This is a genomic window from Kosakonia sp. N21, assembly GCF_050587465.1.
Taxonomy (GTDB): Bacteria; Pseudomonadota; Gammaproteobacteria; order Enterobacterales; family Enterobacteriaceae.
Genome location: NZ_JBOBHR010000003.1, coordinates 38,808 through 60,602, shown reverse-complemented (window position 1 = coordinate 60,602; position 21,795 = coordinate 38,808). Strand labels below are relative to the sequence as shown.

The 21,795-nt window shown below is 55.3% G+C and carries 21 protein-coding genes; 4 read left to right on the top strand and 17 right to left on the bottom strand.

Annotation, left to right across the window (positions count from 1 at the left end; translation table 11 throughout):
* The 6 genes from aphA to dnaB all read right to left on the bottom strand — a co-directional run bounded on the left by aphA (position 1) and on the right by dnaB (position 6,397).
* Positions 1-711 (bottom strand): acid phosphatase AphA, encoded by a 711-nt coding sequence (gene aphA / locus ACQ3G7_RS07405; RefSeq protein WP_430889383.1) that lies wholly within the window; start codon positions 709-711, stop codon positions 1-3.
* Between the two features lie 188 nt (positions 712-899).
* A complete protein-coding gene (gene tyrB, locus ACQ3G7_RS07400) occupies positions 900-2,093 on the bottom strand; it encodes an aromatic amino acid transaminase (RefSeq protein WP_430889382.1) in 1,194 nt (397 codons plus the stop codon).
* A 100-nt stretch (positions 2,094-2,193) separates the two neighbouring features.
* Complete coding sequence (locus tag ACQ3G7_RS07395) at positions 2,194-3,198, bottom strand: AAA family ATPase (RefSeq protein WP_430889724.1); 1,005 nt, start codon at positions 3,196-3,198, stop codon at positions 2,194-2,196.
* Positions 3,195-3,752, bottom strand: coding sequence for a nicotinamide riboside transporter PnuC (gene pnuC, locus ACQ3G7_RS07390; protein ID WP_263098437.1), 558 nt, complete (start codon positions 3,750-3,752; stop codon positions 3,195-3,197). The genes ACQ3G7_RS07395 and pnuC overlap by 4 nt, the downstream gene beginning before the upstream one ends.
* 13 nt (positions 3,753-3,765) lie before the next feature.
* Complete coding sequence (gene alr / locus ACQ3G7_RS07385; protein ID WP_430889381.1) at positions 3,766-4,845, bottom strand: alanine racemase; 1,080 nt, start codon at positions 4,843-4,845, stop codon at positions 3,766-3,768.
* A 145-nt stretch (positions 4,846-4,990) separates the two neighbouring features.
* On the bottom strand, positions 4,991-6,397 hold the full coding sequence (dnaB, locus tag ACQ3G7_RS07380; RefSeq protein WP_263098439.1) for a replicative DNA helicase: 1,407 nt from the start codon (positions 6,395-6,397) through the stop codon (positions 4,991-4,993).
* Between the two features lie 63 nt (positions 6,398-6,460).
* Here dnaB and ACQ3G7_RS07375 point away from each other — a divergent pair, with 63 nt between their 5' ends.
* Entirely contained in the window at positions 6,461-7,444 is a 984-nt protein-coding gene (locus ACQ3G7_RS07375) for a quinone oxidoreductase (protein WP_430889380.1), read from the top strand.
* Between the two features lie 189 nt (positions 7,445-7,633).
* Here the strand turns inward: ACQ3G7_RS07375 and pspG are convergent, their stop codons facing one another.
* The gene (gene pspG, locus ACQ3G7_RS07370) at positions 7,634-7,876 is read right to left on the bottom strand and encodes an envelope stress response protein PspG (RefSeq protein WP_263098441.1); all 243 of its coding nucleotides are present in this window, start codon (positions 7,874-7,876) and stop codon (positions 7,634-7,636) included.
* 134 nt (positions 7,877-8,010) lie between these two features.
* Positions 8,011-9,048: a tRNA dihydrouridine(20/20a) synthase DusA gene (dusA, locus tag ACQ3G7_RS07365; RefSeq protein WP_263098442.1), complete on the bottom strand. Its 1,038-nt coding sequence runs from the start codon at positions 9,046-9,048 to the stop codon at positions 8,011-8,013.
* A 254-nt stretch (positions 9,049-9,302) separates the two neighbouring features.
* Here dusA and ycaC point away from each other — a divergent pair, with 254 nt between their 5' ends.
* Positions 9,303-9,926: an isochorismate family cysteine hydrolase YcaC gene (gene ycaC, locus ACQ3G7_RS07360; protein ID WP_430889379.1), complete on the top strand. Its 624-nt coding sequence runs from the start codon at positions 9,303-9,305 to the stop codon at positions 9,924-9,926.
* Between the two features lie 58 nt (positions 9,927-9,984).
* On the opposite strand, the gene ACQ3G7_RS07355 is transcribed toward ycaC, so the two are convergent.
* Complete coding sequence (locus tag ACQ3G7_RS07355; protein ID WP_430889378.1) at positions 9,985-11,301, bottom strand: conjugal transfer protein TraF; 1,317 nt, start codon at positions 11,299-11,301, stop codon at positions 9,985-9,987.
* Positions 11,302-11,588: 287 nt separating this feature from the next.
* Here ACQ3G7_RS07355 and zur point away from each other — a divergent pair, with 287 nt between their 5' ends.
* On the top strand, positions 11,589-12,104 hold the full coding sequence (gene zur / locus ACQ3G7_RS07350; RefSeq protein WP_263098445.1) for a zinc uptake transcriptional repressor Zur: 516 nt from the start codon (positions 11,589-11,591) through the stop codon (positions 12,102-12,104).
* Positions 12,105-12,306: 202 nt separating this feature from the next.
* On the opposite strand, the gene ACQ3G7_RS07345 is transcribed toward zur, so the two are convergent.
* The 4 genes from ACQ3G7_RS07345 to ACQ3G7_RS07330 form a co-directional block, all read right to left on the bottom strand.
* Positions 12,307-12,516, bottom strand: a complete 210-nt coding sequence (locus ACQ3G7_RS07345) for a CsbD family protein (RefSeq protein WP_263098446.1) — start codon at positions 12,514-12,516, stop codon at positions 12,307-12,309.
* A gap of 187 nt (positions 12,517-12,703) precedes the next feature.
* Positions 12,704-14,038, bottom strand: a complete 1,335-nt coding sequence (gene dinF / locus ACQ3G7_RS07340; RefSeq protein WP_430889377.1) for an MATE family efflux transporter DinF — start codon at positions 14,036-14,038, stop codon at positions 12,704-12,706.
* A 77-nt stretch (positions 14,039-14,115) separates the two neighbouring features.
* Entirely contained in the window at positions 14,116-14,730 is a 615-nt protein-coding gene (gene lexA / locus ACQ3G7_RS07335; RefSeq protein ID WP_061498844.1) for a transcriptional repressor LexA, read from the bottom strand.
* A 108-nt stretch (positions 14,731-14,838) separates the two neighbouring features.
* On the bottom strand, positions 14,839-15,207 hold the full coding sequence (locus ACQ3G7_RS07330; RefSeq protein WP_430889376.1) for a diacylglycerol kinase: 369 nt from the start codon (positions 15,205-15,207) through the stop codon (positions 14,839-14,841).
* A 130-nt stretch (positions 15,208-15,337) separates the two neighbouring features.
* Here ACQ3G7_RS07330 and plsB point away from each other — a divergent pair, with 130 nt between their 5' ends.
* Positions 15,338-17,761, top strand: a complete 2,424-nt coding sequence (gene plsB, locus ACQ3G7_RS07325) for a glycerol-3-phosphate 1-O-acyltransferase PlsB (protein WP_263100990.1) — start codon at positions 15,338-15,340, stop codon at positions 17,759-17,761.
* 43 nt (positions 17,762-17,804) lie between these two features.
* Here plsB and ubiA read toward each other — a convergent pair whose 3' ends face one another.
* From ubiA to ACQ3G7_RS07305, 4 genes are all read right to left on the bottom strand, one after another.
* Complete coding sequence (ubiA, locus tag ACQ3G7_RS07320; RefSeq protein ID WP_430889375.1) at positions 17,805-18,674, bottom strand: 4-hydroxybenzoate octaprenyltransferase; 870 nt, start codon at positions 18,672-18,674, stop codon at positions 17,805-17,807.
* Positions 18,675-18,686: 12 nt separating this feature from the next.
* Entirely contained in the window at positions 18,687-19,184 is a 498-nt protein-coding gene (ubiC, locus tag ACQ3G7_RS07315) for a chorismate lyase (RefSeq protein WP_263098450.1), read from the bottom strand.
* Positions 19,185-19,364: 180 nt separating this feature from the next.
* A complete protein-coding gene (malM, locus tag ACQ3G7_RS07310; protein WP_430889374.1) occupies positions 19,365-20,309 on the bottom strand; it encodes a maltose operon protein MalM in 945 nt (314 codons plus the stop codon).
* A gap of 108 nt (positions 20,310-20,417) precedes the next feature.
* Positions 20,418-21,740, bottom strand: coding sequence for a maltoporin (locus ACQ3G7_RS07305; RefSeq protein WP_430889373.1), 1,323 nt, complete (start codon positions 21,738-21,740; stop codon positions 20,418-20,420).
* Positions 21,741-21,795 lie beyond the last annotated feature (55 nt).

Sequence of the window (21,795 nt, the reverse complement as noted above, 5' to 3'; positions counted from 1 at the left end):
CTAATATTCGGAATCGACGATCACCTCTTCACCCATTGCTCCCGCCTGCGGTAGCGGGCGATAGGTTGAGTTGGAGGCGCGTAATACGCGGATCGGCCGTGCTTCACTTTCGCGGGCGGCCGTGATGTCGCTATCTGAGTCACCATAGAAGATGCGGATCTGCTTCGCCTTCAGCCACTGCGTTTTGTTATTTTGCCCGGGCTGGTCACCGGCGAAAATCACCGGATTCATATTCGCCGCCGGGATCAGAAAATCGTCCTGCAGGGTTTTGCTGACGGTTTCGGTTTTTGTCTGGCTGCGTCCGGTGATGAACCAGATGCTGTCGCCGCGCTTCACATGCATGGCGATAAGCTGGCGCGCCACCTCTTTGGGAATGCTGAACTCATCCCATCCGTTATTCATCTTTTCCCAGAATGCCGGGTTATGCAGATACGCTTCGCTGTCTGGCGACCAGGTTTTCTTGCCGCGCCAGAAACCGGGGCTGGAAAACAGCACGGTATCATCAATATCAAACCCCACCGCCATCGGCGGGCGTTCAACCAGCGAACGTTCAATTTGTGCGACGGAAACCCAGTGAATCGGCGCCTGTTCCGCCAGTTTGGCCACATTGGTGCCATCTGAAGAGGGCGTGGGGGCGGAGGCATAAACCGCCGCGCCTCCCAGCGCAAACCACAGGCAGGCGGCGCGCAGGGCGAGTGTGAACTTTCGCATATTTATCCCTAAATTATCAGCTCGTTATGTTTTATAAATGGTGCGAACGGTCAAAAGTCTACCCGACCATAACCCCAGCGGCAGGTGAAACAAAGGATTTTCTGCGGATTAACCATAGAATAGGAGAATACGGGGGGATAACCCCCTGCTGAAAAGCAGGGGATCAGGATGAAAACGTGAGCGAGTACTTACATCACTGCCGCAAAAGCCTGCGCGACACGATGCACATTGCGACCATTCAGACCGGCAACACAAATACGCCCGCTGGCCACCAGGTAAATGCCGAACTCTTCACGCAATCTTTCCACCTGCTGTGCGCTCAGACCGGTATAGCTGAACATGCCACGTTGCTTGATCAGATAATCAAAATTACCGCCCGGTACCGCCTCTTTCAGAACCTTTACCAGCTCCTGGCGCATTGCCAGAATGCGGGTGCGCATCGCTTCCACTTCCGCCAGCCATGAGGCTTTCAGCCCCGCATCGCCCAGCACGGTCGCGACCAGTTGCGCACCAAAATTCGGTGGGCTGGAGTAGTTACGGCGAACGGTGGCTTTTAACTGACCCAGTACGCGATCGGCCGCATCTGTGTCTTCACACACGATGGAGAGGCCACCGACGCGTTCACCATACAGCGAGAAAATCTTGGAGAAGGAGTTGCTGACCAACACAGGCAACCCGGCACGGGCCATTGCGCGAATCGCATAGGCATCTTCTTCCATGCCTGCGCCAAAGCCCTGATAAGCAATATCGAGGAAGGGGATCAGATTGCGCGCTTTCACAACCTCAACCACGTCATCCCATTGCGCGCTGGTCAAATCCGCGCCGGTCGGGTTATGGCAGCAAGGATGGAGCAGAACAATGCTTTGCGCTGGCAGCGTGTTCAGTTTTTCCAGGAAGGCAGAGAAACGCACGCCATTGGTCTCATTGTCGTACCAGGGGTAAGTACTTACGACAAAACCCGCGCCTTCAAAAATGGCCACGTGGTTTTCCCAGGTCGGGTCGCTCACCCATACGCCCGAGTTAGGGAAGTAGCGTTTCAGAAAATCCGCCCCTACTTTCAGCGCGCCAGAGCCGCCCAGCGTCTGTACGGTCGCAACACGTTTTTGTTCCAGCACCGGATGGTCTGCGCCAAACAGCAGCGGCGCAATTGCCGCGCGGTAACTGTTCAGCCCTTCCATCGGCAGGTACAGAGACGCACCGTGCGGCTGCGCGTTAAGACGCGCTTCTGCTTCGGCGACTGCCTGCAAGCGTGGAATGATGCCGTCTTCGTTGTAATAGAGCCCGATGCTGAGGTTTACTTTGTCGCTACGCGGATCGTCTTTAAACCGCTCCATAAGAGAGAGGATCGGGTCGCCAGCGTAGGCGTCAACTTTCTGAAACACGCGTGTATTCTCCAGGTTTACAGTAGGCAGGAACCCACACAATAAACCGGAAGTCAGGGAAGGTCGAGAGCAGCAGTGGTGGCGGCGAAAAATAAGCGTTTTAGCCGCGAAGGGCGGTAAGGATTTGTGCCACGCGCTGGCTTACGGAACCCCGCACGCGAAGAAAAGGGATGCCGCGCTGTGTCAATTGGTCAACGTACCATGCCTGCTGCCGCTGGCGGAACGTTTCATCCTGCCGCGTGCCGTCCTGCACAAAAGGAAAATCATCTTCACACAGCGCCACCCAGTGATAGTGCCGCTGTGCCAGTGCATAAAGCTCATCCGGCGCGTTGCCGAACATCTCCAGCGTATAGAACAGCGTCGTGAGCGGCGAGGTATCGCACACCAGCCAGCGGGCCGCTAACGCTGCGTCTTCACGCTGCACCTGCGTCTGCGCAATATGCAGCAAATCATCGTACGCCAGTTCACCGCCCTTTTCTTCCCAGCGCTCCCGGCCATATTCCGCCACGTAGGTCGTCTCCAGCGCCTGCGCCAGGGCTGCGCTCAGTGTACTTTTGCCGGTGGATTCGCCCCCCAGCAGGCAAATGCGTTGAACAAAATCCCGATAGACGATGGGAGAGAGCATCTGCCGCCAACGGTGGACATCGCTACGGATCAGCGTGCCGGAAGGTGCCTGCGCGCCCTGTTCACGCTGTAAGCGCACATGCGCGACAGGCTGAGCAAAACGTTCACTGAGCACGCGGGCAAAGCCATCGCCGTAATCTTCAGCGGTGAAGACCGCCTGTGGGCGGCAGTGCAGAACCTGCAAACAGAGGTCGGCTATATAATGTCGATGCCGATCGCCGGGAGCATCGTTATGCGGCAACGCACCGAGCCCCCAGCCCGCAACGCGCTCCGGGGTCAGGACAACGATTTCACATTGCGGAAACCGCTCCCGCAGCCAGCGCTCGCGTTTTTCTGGCTCGCAACCCGGCATTTCCGGTTGCGAGTAACTCATCAGCCAGACTCGGTCACACTGGGCCAGCGCGGCGTTGATCAGCCGCTCATGACCACAATGCAGCGGGGCGAACTTCCCCACCACCAGCCCACTGGCGAAACGCGTCATCGCGCGACCAGCGCCTTGCGCCACTGGTACAGACCGTGCCATGCGTTACACCAAAAAACGAGATACAACCCGGCGGTCAGCCAGAGATCGCGCGCCGCATAAAGCGGTACGGCGATGGTGTTGACCAGTAACCAGAAATACCAGCTCTCGAGCCTGCGCCCCATCAGCATGAACTGCGCAAGCACGCTGAACACCATGATGGCGGAATCCAGCCACGGCGACCACGCGTTGGTAAAGCGGTGCAGCAACCACGCATAGCCGCCCGCCACCACCAGCGCGCCTGCCAGCATCGGCAACAGTCGACCGATCGGCGTTTTGCGCACCGCCAGCTCGCTGCCATGATTCCCTTTCAGCCAGTTGACCCACCCGGCAATACTGCTGGCAATAAAAAACACTTGCAGGGTGACATCCGCATACAGCTGCACCGAGTAAAACACCCAGCCATACAGCACACAGCCAATAATCCCCGTCCACCAGGTGTGCATGTTATTGCGCGCGGCGAGCCATACAGAGAGGGCATAGGCCAGACAGGCGGCGATTTCCATTGGAGACAAAGGGCAATCCTTTTTAGTCGATGTATTTCAGGGTCGCCCTGGCGGTCAGGCGCGTAATAAGTTCGTAAGCACTTACATTCGTTATTTCAGCGATGCGCTCAACGGGTAACCCTTCGCCCCACAACACCACGTTATCACCCGCGCGGTCTTCTGCTTCCGGCCCCAGGTCGACGCAAATCATGTCCATCGCTACCCGCCCCACGATCGGCACTTCACGCCCGTTAACCAGTACTGGCGTACCGGAAGGCGCAGCACGAGGATAGCCATCGCCGTAGCCCATCGCGACCACACCCAGACGGGTATCGCGCGCGCTCTGCCAGGTGCCGCCGTACCCTACGGCATCACCCGCTTTATGTTCGCGTACAGCAATAAGCTGCGAGGTCAGGGTCATCACTGGCTGAAAACCAAAATCTGCGCCCCAGGGTTTGTTCTCCAGCGGCGATACACCATAAAGAATAATGCCCGGACGCACCCAGTCGAAGTGCGATTGCGGCCACAGCAGCGTGCCGCCAGAGGCAGCAATCGTGCGCAGACCAGGCTTACCGTTGGTAAACGTGGTGAAAATATCGAGTTGGCGTTCCGTCTCGCCGCACTCCGGCTCATCGGCACGGGCAAAATGACTGGCGACGTTTACCGGCTGGCGGACGTTTTTACACTGCGATAAGCGGGCATAAAACGCCTCGGCTTCATTGGGGTGTACCCCAAGACGGTGCATGCCGGTATCGAGTTTCATCCACACGGTGACCGGCGCGTTCAGAGGGGTCGTTTCCAGCGCCTTAAGCTGTTCCTCGCTGTGGACGACGGTCTGTAGCTGATGTTCAGCGACCAGCGGCAACTCTTCAGCATTGAAAAAACCTTCCAGCAGCAGGATCGGTTGCGTTATGCCGCCAGCGCGCAGGATCAGGGCTTCTTCAAGACGGGCGACGCCAAAAGCGTCGGCATCGGGGAGCGTTCGCGCGGTCTCAAGAAGACCGTGTCCATAGGCGTTCGCTTTCACGACTGCAACCAGTCGACTGGCAGGGGCCAGTTCGCGCAGGCGTTGCAGATTGTGTCGCAGAGCGCGGCGGTTCACTACTACGGTTGCCGCTTGCATTTCAATTCCTTACTAAAAGAATTTCCTGAATCATTCGTGTTGCAGGAGGGAGACAAACCCGGGGATCTCCGGGAGCTTAGTAAACTAAGTGACCGGGGTGAGCGGGCTCCGTCAACGCACCTGCGGCGCGAAAGATGACGGAAATTTATTCGTCATCATATTGAGGCCCCGCATAGTTATCAAAGCGCGACCACTGCCCGTTAAATGTCAGGCGCACCGTCCCGATAGGGCCGTTACGCTGTTTACCAATAATGATTTCCGCAATGCCTTTTAAGTCACTGTTTTCGTGATAAACCTCATCACGATAGATAAACATGATCAAGTCCGCATCCTGCTCGATGGAGCCGGATTCACGCAGGTCGGAGTTGACCGGGCGTTTATCGGCGCGCTGTTCCAGAGAGCGGTTAAGCTGCGACAGCGCCACCACCGGCACCTGCAACTCTTTGGCCAGCGCTTTCAGGGAGCGGGAGATTTCGGCGATTTCCAGCGTACGGTTGTCGGACAACGACGGCACGCGCATCAGTTGGAGGTAGTCGATCATGATAAGCCCGATACCGCCATGTTCGCGGGCGATACGTCGGGCGCGGGAACGCACTTCCGTCGGCGTCAGGCCGGAGGAGTCATCAATATAGATATTGCGTTTTTCCAGCAGGATGCCCATGGTGCCGGAGATGCGCGCCCAGTCCTCATCGTCGAGCTGACCAGTACGAATGCGCGTTTGATCAACCCGCGACAATGACGCCAGGGAACGCATCATAATCTGTTCGGAGGGCATCTCCAGACTGAAAATAAGAACCGGTTTATCCTGCAACATCGCCGCATTTTCGACGAGATTCATCGCAAATGTTGTTTTCCCCATCGACGGACGCGCCGCGACGATGATCAAATCCGACGGCTGCAAACCCGCCGTTTTCTTATTGAGGTCGTCATAGCCGGTATTGACCCCGGTTACGCCATCATGGGGTTGCTGAAAAAGCTGCTCGATACGCGAGACGGTCGCTTCGAGAACATCGGCGATATTCTTCGGGCCTTCGTCTTTATTGGCGCGGCTTTCTGCAATTTTGAAGACCCGCGACTCAGCCAGATCGAGTAAATCTTCACTGGTACGCCCCTGCGGATCGAAACCGGCATTGGCAATTTCATTCGCTACCGAGATCATCTCACGGACAACGGCGCGTTCACGCACGATATCCGCATAGGCGCTGATGTTCGCCGCACTTGGCGTGTTTTTGGACAGTTCCGCCAGATAAGCGAAACCGCCAACGATCTCCAGTTGGCCCTGTAGCTCCAGCGATTCCGCCAGCGTAATCAGGTCAATGGGTTTACCCATCTCCTGCAGGCGGTGCATTTCGGTGAAAATATGGCGGTGCGGGCGCGTATAAAAATCGTCCGCGACAACACGCTCGGCGACGTCGTCCCAGCGTTCGTTATCCAGCATTAAACCGCCCAACACTGACTGCTCCGCTTCAATGGAATGCGGAGGCACTTTCATCCCCTCAAGCTGTATGTCGCGGGGTTCAGTCTGTTTGTTGAAGGGTTTATTTCCTGCCATAGTGAATGGAGCTACCAAGGTAATGAATGGTTCGAAAGATTATCACAGAGTTCAGGAGGAAGCATGGCGACACGAATAGAATTTCACAAGCATGGCGGCCCTGACGTGCTGAAAGCCGTGGAGTTTACCCCCACAGCACCGGCGGAAAACGAAATCCAGGTGGAAAACAAAGCCATTGGCATCAACTACATTGATACCTACATCCGCAGCGGACTGTATCCGCCGCCGTCTTTGCCGAGCGGGCTGGGCACCGAAGCAGCCGGCGTCGTCAGCAAAGTGGGCAGTGGCGTGACGCACATTAAGGTGGGCGATCGCGTGGTCTACGCGCAATCGGGGTTGGGCGCTTACAGCTCGGTACATAATGTCCCTGCCGATAAAGCGGCGATCCTGCCGAACGCCATCTCTTTCGAACAAGCCGCAGCTTCTTACCTGAAAGGATTGACGGTCTTCTACCTGCTGCGCAAAACCTGGGAGATCAAACCCGACGAGGTATTCCTGTTTCACGCGGCGGCGGGCGGCGTTGGGCTTATTGCCTGCCAATGGGCGAAAGCGCTCGGCGCGAAACTGATTGGCACCGTGGGTTCAGCGCACAAGGCGCAGCGGGCATTGCAGGCCGGAGCCTGGCAGGTGATCAACTACAGCGAAGAGAATGTAGTCGAGCGCGTGAAAGAGCTAACTGGCGGCAAAAAGGTCGGCGTGGTGTACGACTCGGTCGGGAAAGATACCTGGGAGATCTCGCTCGATTGCCTGCGTCGCCGTGGCCTGATGGTCAGCTTTGGTAACTCCTCCGGTCCGGTTACCGGGGTGAACCTCGGTATTCTCAACCAGAAAGGTTCGCTCTACGCCACGCGCCCTTCCCTTAATGGCTACATCACCACGCGGGAAGAGTTGCAGGAAGCCAGCAATGAGTTGTTCTCATTGATTGCCAGTGGCGTCATTAAAGTGGATGTGGCGGAGAGCCAGAAATTTGCCTTAAAGGATGCGCAGCGCGCGCACGAGGTGCTGGAAAGCCGCGCGACACAGGGCTCAAGCCTGTTGATCCCCTGAGTTCATCGCCAGAAAGAATTAGGGCTTCCCGCAGGAAGCCCTTTCTTTTTTTAGTTCGGCTGCATTGTAGGGTACAGCGCGATGAATTCGTTAACGTCGCGATAGTGACAGATTTGATAAGCAAATCCTATGCGGTTCTAAGCAATGCGCCACTAAATGTTTCAGGGTTGTGACGCACCACTCAATACTTTAGTAACGCCAACGGTTATTGCGTTGATAACGTGGAACCTTCGGTTCTTTGATGGCGCGAATGATCCAGACCACGGCAACCGCCAGCAGCAACCAGGGCAACAGTTTGATCATCAAAGCAAAAAGCCCACCTAAAAACATCACTGCGGTTGCCACAACCAGCGCCGCCACAATACCCAGCAGCGACACGCCGGTCACTAACAACATAATAAAGAAGCCGATAATAAACAGTAGTTCCAACATAGCGCTCTCCACAAACCAGGTAACTCATTCCTCTATTACAAGAAATATGCCAACCATAACTTGCTGATTCGGCAATAAAAAAACCTGCGGCGGTGCGCAGGTTTTAGTGAATTTGACCAGGTTTTAGTGAACTTTTAACGCGCCTGAGCAACAAGGCTGAGCGCCTTCTCAACAACCGCAACATCTGCGCCGGCCTTGTGAGCATTCTCACTCAGATAACGACGCCACTGGCGCGCCCCGGGGATCCCCTGAAACAGACCCAGCATATGGCGGGTAATGTGCCCCAGGTAAGCCCCCTGGCTGAGTTCACGTTCAATGTAGGGATACATCGCGCGAACAACCGCCACCGGATCGGCATCGCTGGCCTCAGCACCGAAAATTTCCCGATCAACCGACGCCAGAATCCCCGGGTTCTGGTAGGCTTCGCGGCCCACCATCACGCCATCCATATGTTCCAGATGGGCTTTAGCCTCCGCCAGCGACTTAATCCCGCCATTAATCGACATCGTCAACTGTGGGAAATCGCGCTTCAACTGATAAACACGCGGGTAATCCAGCGGTGGAATTTCACGGTTTTCTTTCGGGCTTAAACCGGAGAGCCAGGCTTTACGTGCATGAATAATAAAGGACTCGCACTCCCCTTTACCGGCAACCGTACCGATAAAGTCGCAGAGAAATTCGTAGCTGTCCTGATCGTCGATACCAATACGCGTTTTTACGGTCACCGGAACAGATACCACATCACGCATCGCTTTGACGCAATCAGCAACCAGCTGCGCTTCGCCCATCAGGCAAGCGCCAAAGCGACCGTTCTGCACGCGATCGGACGGGCAACCGACATTGAGGTTGATTTCATCATAGCCACGCGCTTCAGCCAGCTTCGCACAATGGGCAAGCTGCGCCGGATCGCTGCCGCCAAGCTGCAATGCAATCGGGTGCTCTTCTTCGCTGTACGCCAGGTAATCGCCTTTGCCATGAATAATCGCACCGGTAGTCACCATCTCGGTGTACAGCAGCGTCTGGCGCGACAACAGGCGCAGGAAATAACGACAGTGCCTGTCCGTCCAGTCGAGCATCGGCGCAATGCTAAACCTGCCAGGCCAGTGATAAGCAGAATCGGTGGGCATCAGGCGGGTTTGCTGGTTTTTTGTCATGTCAGGATTACCGTGCAATTTTGGCAGTTAAAAAGAGAGGTATCAGGCCCACCCAGGGCGGGCAAATACCGGCTCCTGAAATAGCGGGGCGTCATTCTAGCATAGTGGAACGCCTTAAACCCGATGGTGTTCGGTGCAACCCGATCGCGCAATAACCGGCATCAACTTGTACAAAATACGATCGACACCTATCATTTTTGGTAGGCATGGGAAATGTTCGTCAATAGCCTGGCGCTATTAACCACCGTAACGGGTAAAAGGAGTTAAAGAAGATGACTACACCGTATGTTCGCCTCGATAAAAACAACGCCGCTGTTCTCCTCGTCGACCACCAGACAGGTTTACTGTCATTAGTGAGAGATATCGATCCCGACAAATTCAAAAACAATGTCCTGGCATTAGGCGATCTCGCTAAATATTTTAAGCTTCCCACCATTCTCACCACCAGCTTCGAAACCGGCCCTAATGGGCCTCTCGTTCCTGAGCTAAAAGCGCTATTTCCTGATGCGCCGTATATTGCTCGTCCTGGCAATATCAACGCCTGGGATAATGAAGACTTTGTTAAAGCGGTAAAAGCGACCGGGAAAAAGCAGTTGATCATTGCCGGCGTTGTGACAGAAGTGTGTGTGGCCTTTCCTGCGCTATCGGCACTGGAAGAAGGTTTTGAGGTGTTTGTCGTTACTGACGCATCAGGTACATTCAACGATATTACGCGCCATTCGGCCTGGGATCGGATGTCACAAGCCGGAGCACAATTGATGACCTGGTTTGGCATCGCCTGCGAGTTACACCGTGACTGGCGCAATGATATTGAAGGCCTGGGTAATCTGTTTTCGAACCATATTCCGGATTACCGCAACCTGATGACCAGTTTTAATACGTTGAGCAACAAATAACAGCGTAAAAAAAACCGGAGGACACGCGCCCCCGGTTTTGTCTTAGTCTGATGGCACCTTAGAACGTCACGCTAAGCTGTGCGCCAGCCCCCCAGGTTTTGTCTTCACCTACCAGACCCATTAAATCGACGTGGACACGGTTAAACGGCGCGAAGCCGACACCGCCGGTAAAGACGTTTTTGTCGTCGCCTTTCACATCAGCGCGATAACCGGCCCGAACCGCCAGCCAGCTCAGCGGACGAATTTCACCGCCGACGCCAACGTATTGGGAGTCCTTCTCGCTCTTAAAGCCTTTGGTCTCGGTTAAATCGCCATCGGCGCTTAACGTCACCAGATCGTTATGCCATGACACCCCGGCAGTCACCACCGGGCTAATCTGGTAAGTGTCTTTGTAATTGACCGTCTGCCCGGTTCTGCCGTTGCGGATCAGGATATCTTTGGTGTCGATATCGCGGGAGATCAGGTTTGTGCCGGTCAGGCCGACGGTGATGTTTTCACTCAAATCCGCCGCCGCGCCGACATCCACGTTAAAACCGGTGTCATCGGTACGATAGCGGCTATTGTTCCACTCACTGCTGTGATAGTCATAAATAGAGGTGGTGTAGTTCCAGACCCAGGTTTTCTGCAGTTTTGGCGTCACGCCCAGAGATAAAGGAATGCCACCCACCTCGAACTGGCGAGCAACCGCAACGCCGTAATCCGAGACAACAGCCGCACGACCAGATGCCGTGGAGTTGAGATTTTTGGTGATCTCGTTGCTGCCGTTTGGCGACACAACCGCATTCAGCGCTTCGCTCGTCGCAACCGTTGTGCTGTTCTGGATGCTGCGCAGATAGGTAATATCCTGCGGGTCAACCGCAGTGCTGACAATCGCATGCGCGTAGGCTTTGGTGACAAAAGCCACGGAGAGCACATCGTTTGGAATACTGACAGCAATGCCTGCAGCCGCTTTCGCCCGCGCGGTTTTCCCGTCCAGGAAGGTCAGTTCATCCGCCAGATCTTTGGCCGCGCTCTGGAATTGCCCCACGGTGCCCACAGGGTTAGCAAGAAATTGCGCGGCGGTCAGGTTATCAACGACATCGCGATAGTTGTCGATTTTGTCGCTGATATTGTCGATTTCATCGCGCAGATTGTCCTTATCGGTAATTTGCGCCTGCACGCTTGGCAGGATAACGGTGATATCGTCTTCCGGCTTTGCTTTCGCCAGCAGCGCCGGGTTAATGAGGACTCCGCTGCCATAGTTTGCAGAGGCAACACCGGTTCCCCCCATTGCATCATTACGTGCTTCCGCCCAGGTATTGGCTGCTCCCGCCTGATTTGCCACAACGAAGGAGACAGCTATCGCGACCACCGAAAATTTGAGATTTTTTTTCACAGTATGCGTCTCGTAGTCAGAATGAGTTTTTTTAAGCCTGTTTAGTATTTGCTAAACAGGAAGGCTCTATTGCTGCGAATAACATAGGAAAAAGTAGCTAAATCTCCTGAACGAAAAATAATCGAACAGAAGTGATTTTTGTGATTGATGACACTAATTATTTATAGAAGACGCTGATGAGTTCGTGGATATATCGGCGAAAAAGAGATCCCAGGACGCGATCTCGGCGTTTCGCGCCGGACATGGTAAAGTACGGGTTTATTGCTTCCCCGAAACAGAGAACGCCAATGGATAAGACCACTTCGCAAGAGATGTTAGTGCAGGCTGAAAAGCTGTGCGCGCAGCGCAATGTGCGCCTGACTCCCCAGCGTCTTGAAGTGCTGCGATTACTCAGTCTGCAGCAAGGGGCGATCAGCGCTTACGATCTGCTCGATTTATTACGCGTCAGCGAGCCGCAGGCTAAGCCGCCAACGGTATACCGCGCGCTGGATTTCCTGCTGGAGCAAGGGTTTGTTCATAAGGTGGAGTCCACCAACAGCTATGTGCTGTGCCATTTATTTGATCAACCGACGCACACCTCAGCCATGTTTATTTGCGATCGCTGCGGGTCAGTGAAAGAAGAACAAGCGGAAGGCGTGGAAGATATCATGCACGCGCTGGCGGCGAAGATGGGTTTTGCCCTGCGTCATAACGTGATTGAAGCACACGGTTTATGCGCCGCGTGTGTGGAAGTGGAATCCTGCCGTCATCACGAGCACTGCCATCACGATCACAGTATTCTGGTAAAGAAAAAACCCCGCTAGTGGTCATATCACCCCCCAAATTTCATGTCGGGTAAGGCAGCAAACGTACGAACGCCGGGAGCATACATCAGTATGCGCCCCGGATGAGAAAGTGCAGCTAACGTAGATAAAACGTGAAAGATAAAGGGATAAAGGGAGGGTACATCCGTGTACCGTTCGGGCAGAACCTTTCAGAGGGTCAACACTTGAGGGTGAGTGTCGGCTACCAGCGGTAATCGTTACGGCTTTCCCAATCCGTAACTTCCTTTTCCGCCTGATCTTTTGCGTAACCATAACGCTCCTGGATTTTACCCACCAGCTGGTCACGTTTCCCTTCGATGACGGTCATATCGTCATCGGTCAACTTGCCCCATTTCTCTTTCACAGTACCTTTAAACTGCTTCCAGTTACCGCCGATTTCGTCTTTGTTCATCGTTGACTCCTTATCGTTCGGTTAAAAGTTACGTTCCTGTTGCGCTGAACGTACTGATTATTGTAGTCAGTAATACTGCAATTTGTTTTACATTCGGAATCTTTAACCATTTACGATAAAAAAAACCGTATTAACGAGACGAAAGAAAGAGGAGTGAACCAGCAATACTAGGGGAAAAGAGGGGCTGTCAGGAGGGGTCAACACCGGAAAACCAGGTGCCATTGCGCCAGTGACGACGCCATACCCACGCTAAAGTCAGCCCACGCAGCGCCAGGAACACCACCAGCGACAACCACAGACCATGGTTGCCCAGCGTGGGCACCGTCAACAGCGTCAGGGCAAACCCGCACGCAGCAACCGCCATGCTGTTACGCATTTCCGCACCGCGCGTCGCACCCACAAACATGCCATCCAGCAAATAACACCACACGCCCACCACCGGCAGGATCACTTGCCAGATAAGATAGTGCCCGGCCATGTTTTGCAGGGCTGGCAGCGAGGTGAGCAGCGCGATAATTGACTCCCCGGCCAGCGCATATACCGCCGAGAACACCAGCGCCACCAGACCTGCCTGGCGGCACGCCGCGTGCCAGATGAGCTTAAGCTGAGTGTCGTCACGCGCGCCATAAGCGTGCCCGGAATGGGCTTCCACTGCATAAGCGAACCCGTCCAGCGCGTAGGCAGTGAACGTCAGAAACATCATCAGCACCGCATTCGCCGCCACGGTTTCGCCGCCAAGACGCGCGCCGAACACGGTTATCGAACCAAAGCAGAGCTGTAGCAATAACGAGCGCAGCATGATGTCCCGATTAAGCGCCAGCAAGCGCCCAAGTCCACCGCGCCAGGCCGTCTTCAGCACCGGGAAGGTGATACCGCGCATAACCAGCACACGTCGCGCCATCAGCAGACCGAGCACAAAGGTCGCGTACTCCGCCACCACCGTTGCCAGTGCTGCCCCCTGGACATTCATGCCCAGCCCCATCACCAGCCAGACATCAAGCACAATATTGAGAACGTTACCCACTACCAGCAGGATCACCGGTGCGCGGGCATACTGCACACCCAGCAGCCAACCCAGCAGCACCAGGTTGCCGAGCGATGCGGGAGCGCTTAGCCAGCGGATATCAAGAAAGCGCCGCGCCTGCTCCAACACCGCAGCGCTGCCGCCAGTAATGTGCAACGCCAGATCGATAAGCGGCGCGCGCAACAGTGTAATCAGCACACCCGCACCCAGCGCCAGCAGCAGTGGCTGTACCAACGCCCGGGCCAGCGCGTGCGCATTTTTCGCGCCGTATGCCTGGGCCGTCAGCCCGGTGGTGCTCATCCGCAGGAACAGCAGCAGCATAAACAGGAAGCTGGTCGCGGTCGCGCCGATGGCCACACCGCCCAGATAGACCGCACTATCCAGATGCCCGACCACAGCCGTATCCACCAGTCCCAGCAACGGGACAGTGATATTGGAGAAGATCATTGGCAGGGCAAGTCGCCACAGCGCTTTGTCGGATGCAGTCAGCAGCGGCATAGCAGTGTCAGAATCGATCGGGGAAAGGGATTAACGCTGCGGAGCGTAAAACAGCGCCGCAGCGAATAAGGGAGGCGTTACAGCCACTCGCCATTGCGAATGACACCTACCGCCAGCCCTTCAATGGTGAAGTTTTGATCGCGCAGATCAACAACAATCGGGGAAAACTCATTGTTTTCCGGTAACAGTTCAACGGTGTTGCCCTGTTTTTTCAGACGTTTAACGGTAACTTCGTCTTCAATACGCGCCACAACCACCTGGCCGTTGCGCACGTCCTGCGTTTTATGCACCGCGAGCAGGTCGCCGTCCATAATGCCGATGTCTTTCATCGACATCCCGCTAACGCGCAGCAGGAAATCCGCATGCGGTTTGAAGAGCGCAGGATCGACCTGGTAATGCCCTTCGATATGCTGCTGCGCCAGCAGCGGCTCACCGGCGGCGACACGACCGATCAGCGGCAGCCCGAGATCGTCTTCTTCTTCGAGCAGCAAGCGAAGACCGCGGGATGCGCCGGATACGATTTCGATAACCCCTTTGCGCGCCAGCGCTTTGAGGTGTTCTTCAGCCGCATTTGGGGAACGGAACCCCAATTGTTGCGCGATTTCCGCACGCGTCGGCGGCATACCTGTTTGGGAGATGCGATCGCGGATAAGATCGAACACCTCTTGCTGCCTGGCCGTTAATGCTTTCATTCCGCCCCCTGGGTGTATATACAGTTATGCTGTGAGTATATACAGTTAAAGGTGATTTTGGAACCAAATTTAAGCAAAAAACCAGGGCGTTATCGAATTCTGGAATCGTTATCGAAAATGCGACCAGAGCAATGAGATCCAGGTAAACAGCGCCAGCAGGATAGACATCAGCACCGCTGCCGACCCCATATCCTTCGCTCGCCCGGAAAGCTCATGAAATTCCGCGCCAATCCGATCCACCACGGCTTCAATTGCGCTGTTGAGGATTTCAACGATCATGACCAGCGAAACCGAACCAATCAGCAGCACGCGCGTGATGGGCTCCACATCAAGCCAGCAGGCAATAATAATGGCCAGCACGACCGCGACGGCCTCCTGGCGAAACGCCGCTTCATTTATCCATGCGGCGCGAACGCCTTTCCAGGAATAGCCCGCCGCTTTAATGATCCGGGTTAATCCAGTGGTATTATTGGCCATGAAAAAGAACCTTTTTATCTAATGAGCATCAATGTCTATGTAAGCATGCAGAGGTACAACAGAAATTATGCGCGCTTTCTGATATTCTTGCGGCGCAATGGCACTATTAACCAGAGGCTTTACATCCTTTATGTCCGGCTGGCCACGAATTTACTACAAATTACTGAATTTACCATTAAGCGTGCTGGTAAAAAGTAAATCGATCCCCGCAGAACCTGCACAGGAACTGGGTCTCGATACCTCACGTCCCATCATGTATGTGCTGCCTTACAACTCCAAGGCAGACTTGATGACGCTGCGCGCTCAGTGTCTGGCGCATGAGCTGCCAGACCCACTGGAACCGCTGGAAATCGACGGCGCACTGCTACCGCGTTACGTGTTTATCCACGGCGGGCCGCGTGTATTTACCTATTACACGCCAAAAGAAGAATCCATCAAACTGTTCCATGATTACCTGGATCTCCACCGCAGTCATCCGGATTTGGATGTGCAAATGGTGCCGGTATCGGTGATGTTTGGTCGCTCCCCCGGGCGTGAGAAGGGCGAAGTCAACCCGCCTTTACGCATGCTCAACGGCATTCAGAAATTCTTCGCTGTTTCCTGGCTTGGCCGCGACAGCTTCGTGCGTTTTTCGCCGCCGGTTTCATTGCGTCGCATGGCGACAGAACACGGCACAGACAAAATCATCGCGCAGAAACTGGCGCGCGTCGCGCGTATGCACTTCGCCCGTCAGCGCCTTGCCGCAGTTGGCCCGCGCCTGCCTGCGCGCCAGGATCTGTTTAATAAGCTGCTCTCATCCAAAGCGATTGCCAGAGCTGTCGAAGATGAGGCGCGCAGCAAAAAAATCTCCCACGATAAGGCGCAGCAAAACGCCATTGCGCTGATGGAAGAGATTGCAGCGAACTTCTCGTACGAGATGATCCGCTTGACCGACCGCATCCTTGGCTTCACCTGGAACCGTCTCTATCAGGGCATTAATGTGCACAACGCCGAGCGCGTGCGCCAGTTGGCCCATGATGGTCACGAGATTGTCTATGTGCCCTGCCACCGCAGCCATATGGACTACCTGCTGCTGTCGTACGTACTGTATCACCAGGGGCTGGTGCCGCCACATATCGCCGCAGGCATTAACCTGAATTTCTGGCCCGCCGGGCCGATTTTCCGCCGTCTGGGCGCGTTCTTTATTCGCCGTACTTTTAAAGGCAATAAGCTCTATTCCACTGTGTTTCGTGAATATCTGGGCGAGCTGTTCAGCCGCGGTTATTCCGTCGAATATTTTGTCGAGGGCGGCCGTTCCCGCACCGGGCGTTTGTTGGATCCGAAAACCGGTACGCTGTCGATGACCATCCAGGCAATGCTGCGCGGCGGTACGCGTCCGATCACGCTGGTGCCGATTTACATCGGTTATGAGCACGTGATGGAAGTGGGCACTTACGCCAAAGAGCTGCGCGGGGCGACGAAAGAGAAAGAGAGTCTGTTGCAGATGGTGCGAGGCCTGAGCAAGCTGCGCAATCTGGGCCAGGGGTATGTGAATTTCGGCGAGCCCATCCCGCTGATGAACTACCTGAACCACCATGTACCGGAGTGGCGCGAGTCGATCGATCCGATTGAAGCCATCCGTCCGGCATGGTTAACGCCGACGGTGAACGGCATTGCCGCCGATCTGATGGTGCGAATTAACAACGCGGGTGCGGCTAACGCCATGAACCTGTGCTGTACGGCGCTGTTGGCATCGCGTCAGCGCTCTCTGACGCGTGAGCAGTTAACCGAGCAATTGAGTTGCTACCTTGAGCTCATGCGCAATGTGCCCTATTCGCCGGATTCAACCACGCCGTCCGCCAGCGCCAGTGAGCTTATCGATCACGCGTTGCAGATGAACAAGTTTGAAGTCGAGAAAGATACTATCGGCGATATCATCATTCTGCCGCGCGAGCAGGCCGTGTTGATGACCTATTACCGCAACAACATTGCGCATATGCTGATGCTGCCGTCATTGCTGGCGGCTATCGTGACCCAGCATCGCGCCATTTCCCAACGTGAAATTCTGCGTCATGTCGAGTTGCTCTACCCGATGCTGAAAGCGGAGCTGTTCCTGCGTTGGGAGAAAGCAGAGCTGGCGCAGGTGCTGGAAAACCTGACCCAGGAGCTGCTGCGCCAGGGGCTGCTGACGCTGAAAGACGATCGTGTGAGCATTAACCCGGCGCACTCGCGCACGTTGCAACTGCTCGCCGCAGGTGCGCGCGAAACGCTGCAACGTTATGCCATCACCTTCTGGCTGCTGAGTGCGAACCCGTCGATGAACCGCAGTACGCTGGAAAAAGAGAGCCGTACGCTGGCGCAACGTCTGTCGGTGCTGCACGGTATCAACGCACCGGAGTTCTTCGATAAGGCGGTCTTCAGTACGCTGGTGCTGACGCTGCGTGACGAAGGCTATATCAGCGACACTGGCGATGCGGAACCCGCGCAGACATTGAGCGTGTACCAGATGCTGGCGGAGCTGATTACATCGGATGTGCGTTTAACGATTGAGAGCGCAACGCAAGCAGAAGCGTGAAAGTAAGATAACCCTCTCCCGACAGGGAGAGGGATGAGAAACATCAATGCAGGTAACTGAACGCCAGCCCTAAAAACAGCACCAGACCCACGTAGTTATTGTTCATAAAGGCTTTAAAACAGGCGTCGCGTTCACGGCCCGCAATCAGCACTTGCTGGTAGACAAACAGCCCACCCGCTATCAGCACCGTCGCGTAATAGACCCAGCCTAACCCGCTCAGCCAGCCAATGAACGCCATCAGCGCCATCACCGCAACCTGCAAGATACCAATAATCAACCTGTCGAAACGGCCAAACAGGATTGCTGTCGATTTGATACCAATTTTGACATCATCGTCCCTGTCGACCATTGCGTACTGTGTGTCGTAAGCCACAGCCCACAAAATATTGGCAAGAAACATGATCCAGCAGCTCAGCGGCACTGACTCGCTGACCGCGGCAAACGCCATCGGAATCGACCAGCCAAACGCCGCGCCCAGCACCACCTGCGGCAGATGCGTGTAGCGCTTCATAAATGGATAGACCCATGCCAGCGCCAGTGCAGCCACCGACAGCAGGATGGTCATCATGTTGAGCGTCAGCACCAGCGCAAACGCTAACAACACCAGCACCACGAACAGGGTCCGCGCTTCATTCTCCGTCACGGCGCCACTGGGCAACGGACGGTTCGCGGTGCGCTTAACATGGCCGTCAAACTTACGATCCGCGTAATCGTTCACCACGCATCCGGCGGCGCGCATCAGCCAGACGCCCGCCACAAAGACCAGTAAAATCCAGAGCGGCGGCACTCCCGGCGTCGCCACCCATAACGCCCACAGCGTCGGCCACAGCAGCAGCAACGCACCAATCGGTTTGTCCGTACGCATCAGCCGGTGAAAGGCCAACAGCTTATTCTGCGTGAGACTCCACTCCATTTTCGATTCCTCTTAGTACAACGGCGACGCAGGCAAAAACAGTTCGGTCAGCATCAGCGGTTTTCCCCCCAGGCGCAGGCGGGAACGGCGTCCCCATAGCTGCTCATGACGACCAATTTCAATAAAGTCACGCGTAAGCGTAGAAGAGGTAAAAAGATAACGCCCAAGCGGCGTTTTTCCCAACTTTTGCAGCGCCAGCTCCGGACCACTCAGGGTGGACTCCGGCACCACAGTGCGCCCGGCAAGCCAGGGTTCGCCATCCGCGCAGAGAATGATTTCGCGCAGCCAGTAACGTGGCTCCTCCGGCAACAGGCCGTGCTCCTGCGCTATCTCGTCTGCGGTGACAAAATCTTCCCGAATCAGCGTCACGCTGACCGTTTTGCCCTGCTGCTCAAAACGTTTCGTCATGGAATCTTCCAGCAACAGCCAGTCCAGCAGTTGCGGTTCAAGCGCAGGAATCGCGTCTAAATAGCGCAGCGCACGCAATTGCGTAAGCGCGGGGTGAGACATGCCTTACTCTCCGGTACATAACGTAGGATTATTGTATCGCAGAACAGGCGTTACGGGCGGGGAAAGTTCATTCGGTTTTCATCAGCGCAACAGGTGTGCAACAGCGCACCGCTGCGCCGGAAAAAGGGTGCGTCAGGCGACGCACCAGTTGCTGCAAATATCAGCATTGTGGGGAGACTTTTACCCCTTGCCTTTTACACTGCCGATAAAAGTGGAACGGGCGGTTTTCGACCCGAGGCGTTCTGCTTCATCCAATAATTTCAATGCCTTATCAACATCACCTTTCGCAACAGCTTGTTTGATGGCCTGGTTAAAATAGCTCTCCGTATCGTTGAGCATCGGTTCGCTTTTCACTGCGGGCGCAGGTGCGGCAACCGGCGCGGCGGCGGGTGCGGGTTGGGCGCTATAGGCTGGCGCCGCCGTATTTCCCACGGTGACCGGGCCAGGGCCGGAGGAACCAAACAGCGGGCCGACCAGGATGCTGGACGATGACGAGGTGCTGGCTTTCACCGCCAGCGAACCGGTTACGCCATGGCGAGCAATCGGATCAGGAATATCAGGCACCGCGTTACCATTACCTTTTGCATACGCTTTGGCCGGATCAACCATTTGCGTGGTTTGCTGGAGATCTTTTTGGGTCGTAAACACCAGCAGATAAAGCTTTTGCTGACCCAGCGCAGGAGTGAGCTTCATCGTGCCTTCTAAACGATTATCAGACATCACTCCCGGCTCCTGGTAAGTAAAGAAGTGGGACGGGAAAAATGCCGCGGGCGTGAAGTTCTGATCAAGCACCAGCACGTTCGGCGCATACACGCTCTCATTGCTGACTTTGCTGGTGAGCGTGATGTTCAGTTCACCAATGTTCGCCGGAACGCTATAGGCCATTACCGGCCCGGAAATTCCCGCAACGTTCAGCGTCTGCCCGGCAGCGCTCACATCGCTGGAAAGGGTTTGCGAAGGCGAAACAGGCATCCAGTGCAACTGTTGCAGCGCAGAAGCAGGGATGGACGGTGCGGCAGAGACATCCTGCGGCACGATATTGACGGCAGCCAGGCTCACAGCGGGAGCCGCAACCAGTAGCCCTGCGGACAGGCAGAGCGCGATAAAACTTTTTTTCATTTTCATTATTATCACCTTGATTGCTCGGTGAGCGTTGGCCAGGCAATAGCGCGCGTCACCCAAGATTGAGGGGCTTGCGCCCCTCGTTCGGTCATTACAGCGGGTGTGAATGGATTACCACCAGATTTCCATCTGGGCGCCGAAGGTCCACTCATCGTCGTTACCACGACTGGTGGTGCCAAACGGCGTGATAGTGCTATTGCTTGCCGCGAAGGAAGAGGAATTACCGGAGGAGTCAGTTTTGACGTAGCCCCATTTCTCATTCCACTTGGCATAGGTAGCGAAAACACGAATTGCCGGACGAGACCAGATGCTGTCGCCAGCCTGCCACTGCTGGGCAAGGGTGATTTTGTACTGGTCGTTACGATCGCCGGTCTGCTGGGATTTGACGTTGTCATAACCCACTTCCAGCAGCGTGCTCATGATCGGCGTCCATTTGTACATTGGGCGCACGCCCACGGTGTACCAGGTGGTGCCTTGTTTGTTGTCGCGATCGATATCCTGATACATACCGACATACATCAGGTCCCACTTCTCAGCGAGATTGATAGCACCATGATCCAGCACGCGGATCAGATGACCGTCGTTATCCACAGAGCCGCCGCGCGCCTGGCCTTTGCCCTGAGAGATCATCGAGTCAGTGGCGTATTGCACGATAAATTTGTTGTAGCCCTTCATCATGCTCTGGGTGTGTTCAGCCGTGAACATCCAGCCATCTTTCGATGCACCAGGTTCCAGATAGTAGTCATCCGGAATGTTGGTGTGACCATAGTCAACGCCCAGTTCCAGCGTACCGCCCGGGTTAATGGCCATCTGCGCTAAACGCACGTCGAAGACGTCGTTTGGCACTTTGTTGTTATAGGTCCGCAGACCGGTGTTAGGATCGCGATCGCCGAAGGCAGAAGAACCACCGGACTCAGAAGAACGGGTAGCGGCTAAAGAGAGTTTACCGATACCGACGTCGATATTTTCAAGACCCGCGCCCGGACCGGAGATGTCCCAGTAGTAGAAGTCGATCATGTGCACGTCATGGCGCTGATAGAAACGTTTACCGGCCCAAATGTTGGCGCCTGGCAGTGAATCGATCAGGTTTTTACCCACCACGTTAAATTCGCGAACGGCTGGCGTGTTGCTATCTTCCCAGTCATTCAGTTGTGCGGTTTTATAGGCGATGTTGGAGTCAAAATAGAAGCTTTTATCAGCATCTTTCCAGACTTCCTGGCCTAATTTAATTTCCGCGTAGGTTTCGCATTCGTTACCGAGACGGTATTTTGAGTCCGCACCTGTCGCCTGGAAGCATTGCTGCTCGCCGCCGCTGCCTGTCCAGCCAATGCCGGAACGGGCATAACCTTTAAAGTCGACGGCGCCCGCCTGTGCAGACAGGACGCCTGCGGCAATGGCGAGAGCCAGTGGAAGTTTGCGCAGAGTAATCATCATTCTATCTCCTGAGATCATTGCTTTTCTTTTACACATCACCTTTCGCACGCGAGCG

Bases quoted from the DNA above. Each gene is read 5' to 3' on its own strand.
- aphA (WP_430889383.1), bottom strand. From the start codon at position 711: ATGCGAAAGTTCACACTCGCCCTGCGCGCCGCCTGCCTGTGGTTTGCG.
- ACQ3G7_RS07395 (WP_430889724.1), bottom strand. From the start codon at position 3,198: ATGACGCGTTTCGCCAGTGGGCTGGTGGTGGGGAAGTTCGCCCCGCTG.
- alr (WP_430889381.1), bottom strand. From the start codon at position 4,845: ATGCAAGCGGCAACCGTAGTAGTGAACCGCCGCGCTCTGCGACACAAT.
- dnaB (WP_263098439.1), bottom strand. From the start codon at position 6,397: ATGGCAGGAAATAAACCCTTCAACAAACAGACTGAACCCCGCGACATA.
- ACQ3G7_RS07375 (WP_430889380.1), top strand. From the start codon at position 6,461: ATGGCGACACGAATAGAATTTCACAAGCATGGCGGCCCTGACGTGCTG.
- pspG (WP_263098441.1), bottom strand. From the start codon at position 7,876: ATGTTGGAACTACTGTTTATTATCGGCTTCTTTATTATGTTGTTAGTG.
- ycaC (WP_430889379.1), top strand. From the start codon at position 9,303: ATGACTACACCGTATGTTCGCCTCGATAAAAACAACGCCGCTGTTCTC.
- zur (WP_263098445.1), top strand. From the start codon at position 11,589: ATGGATAAGACCACTTCGCAAGAGATGTTAGTGCAGGCTGAAAAGCTG.
- ACQ3G7_RS07345 (WP_263098446.1), bottom strand. From the start codon at position 12,516: ATGAACAAAGACGAAATCGGCGGTAACTGGAAGCAGTTTAAAGGTACT.
- dinF (WP_430889377.1), bottom strand. From the start codon at position 14,038: ATGCCGCTGCTGACTGCATCCGACAAAGCGCTGTGGCGACTTGCCCTG.
- lexA (WP_061498844.1), bottom strand. From the start codon at position 14,730: ATGAAAGCATTAACGGCCAGGCAGCAAGAGGTGTTCGATCTTATCCGC.
- ACQ3G7_RS07330 (WP_430889376.1), bottom strand. From the start codon at position 15,207: ATGGCCAATAATACCACTGGATTAACCCGGATCATTAAAGCGGCGGGC.
- plsB (WP_263100990.1), top strand. From the start codon at position 15,338: ATGTCCGGCTGGCCACGAATTTACTACAAATTACTGAATTTACCATTA.
- ubiA (WP_430889375.1), bottom strand. From the start codon at position 18,674: ATGGAGTGGAGTCTCACGCAGAATAAGCTGTTGGCCTTTCACCGGCTG.
- ubiC (WP_263098450.1), bottom strand. From the start codon at position 19,184: ATGTCTCACCCCGCGCTTACGCAATTGCGTGCGCTGCGCTATTTAGAC.
- malM (WP_430889374.1), bottom strand. From the start codon at position 20,309: ATGAAAATGAAAAAAAGTTTTATCGCGCTCTGCCTGTCCGCAGGGCTA.
- ACQ3G7_RS07305 (WP_430889373.1), bottom strand. From the start codon at position 21,740: ATGATGATTACTCTGCGCAAACTTCCACTGGCTCTCGCCATTGCCGCA.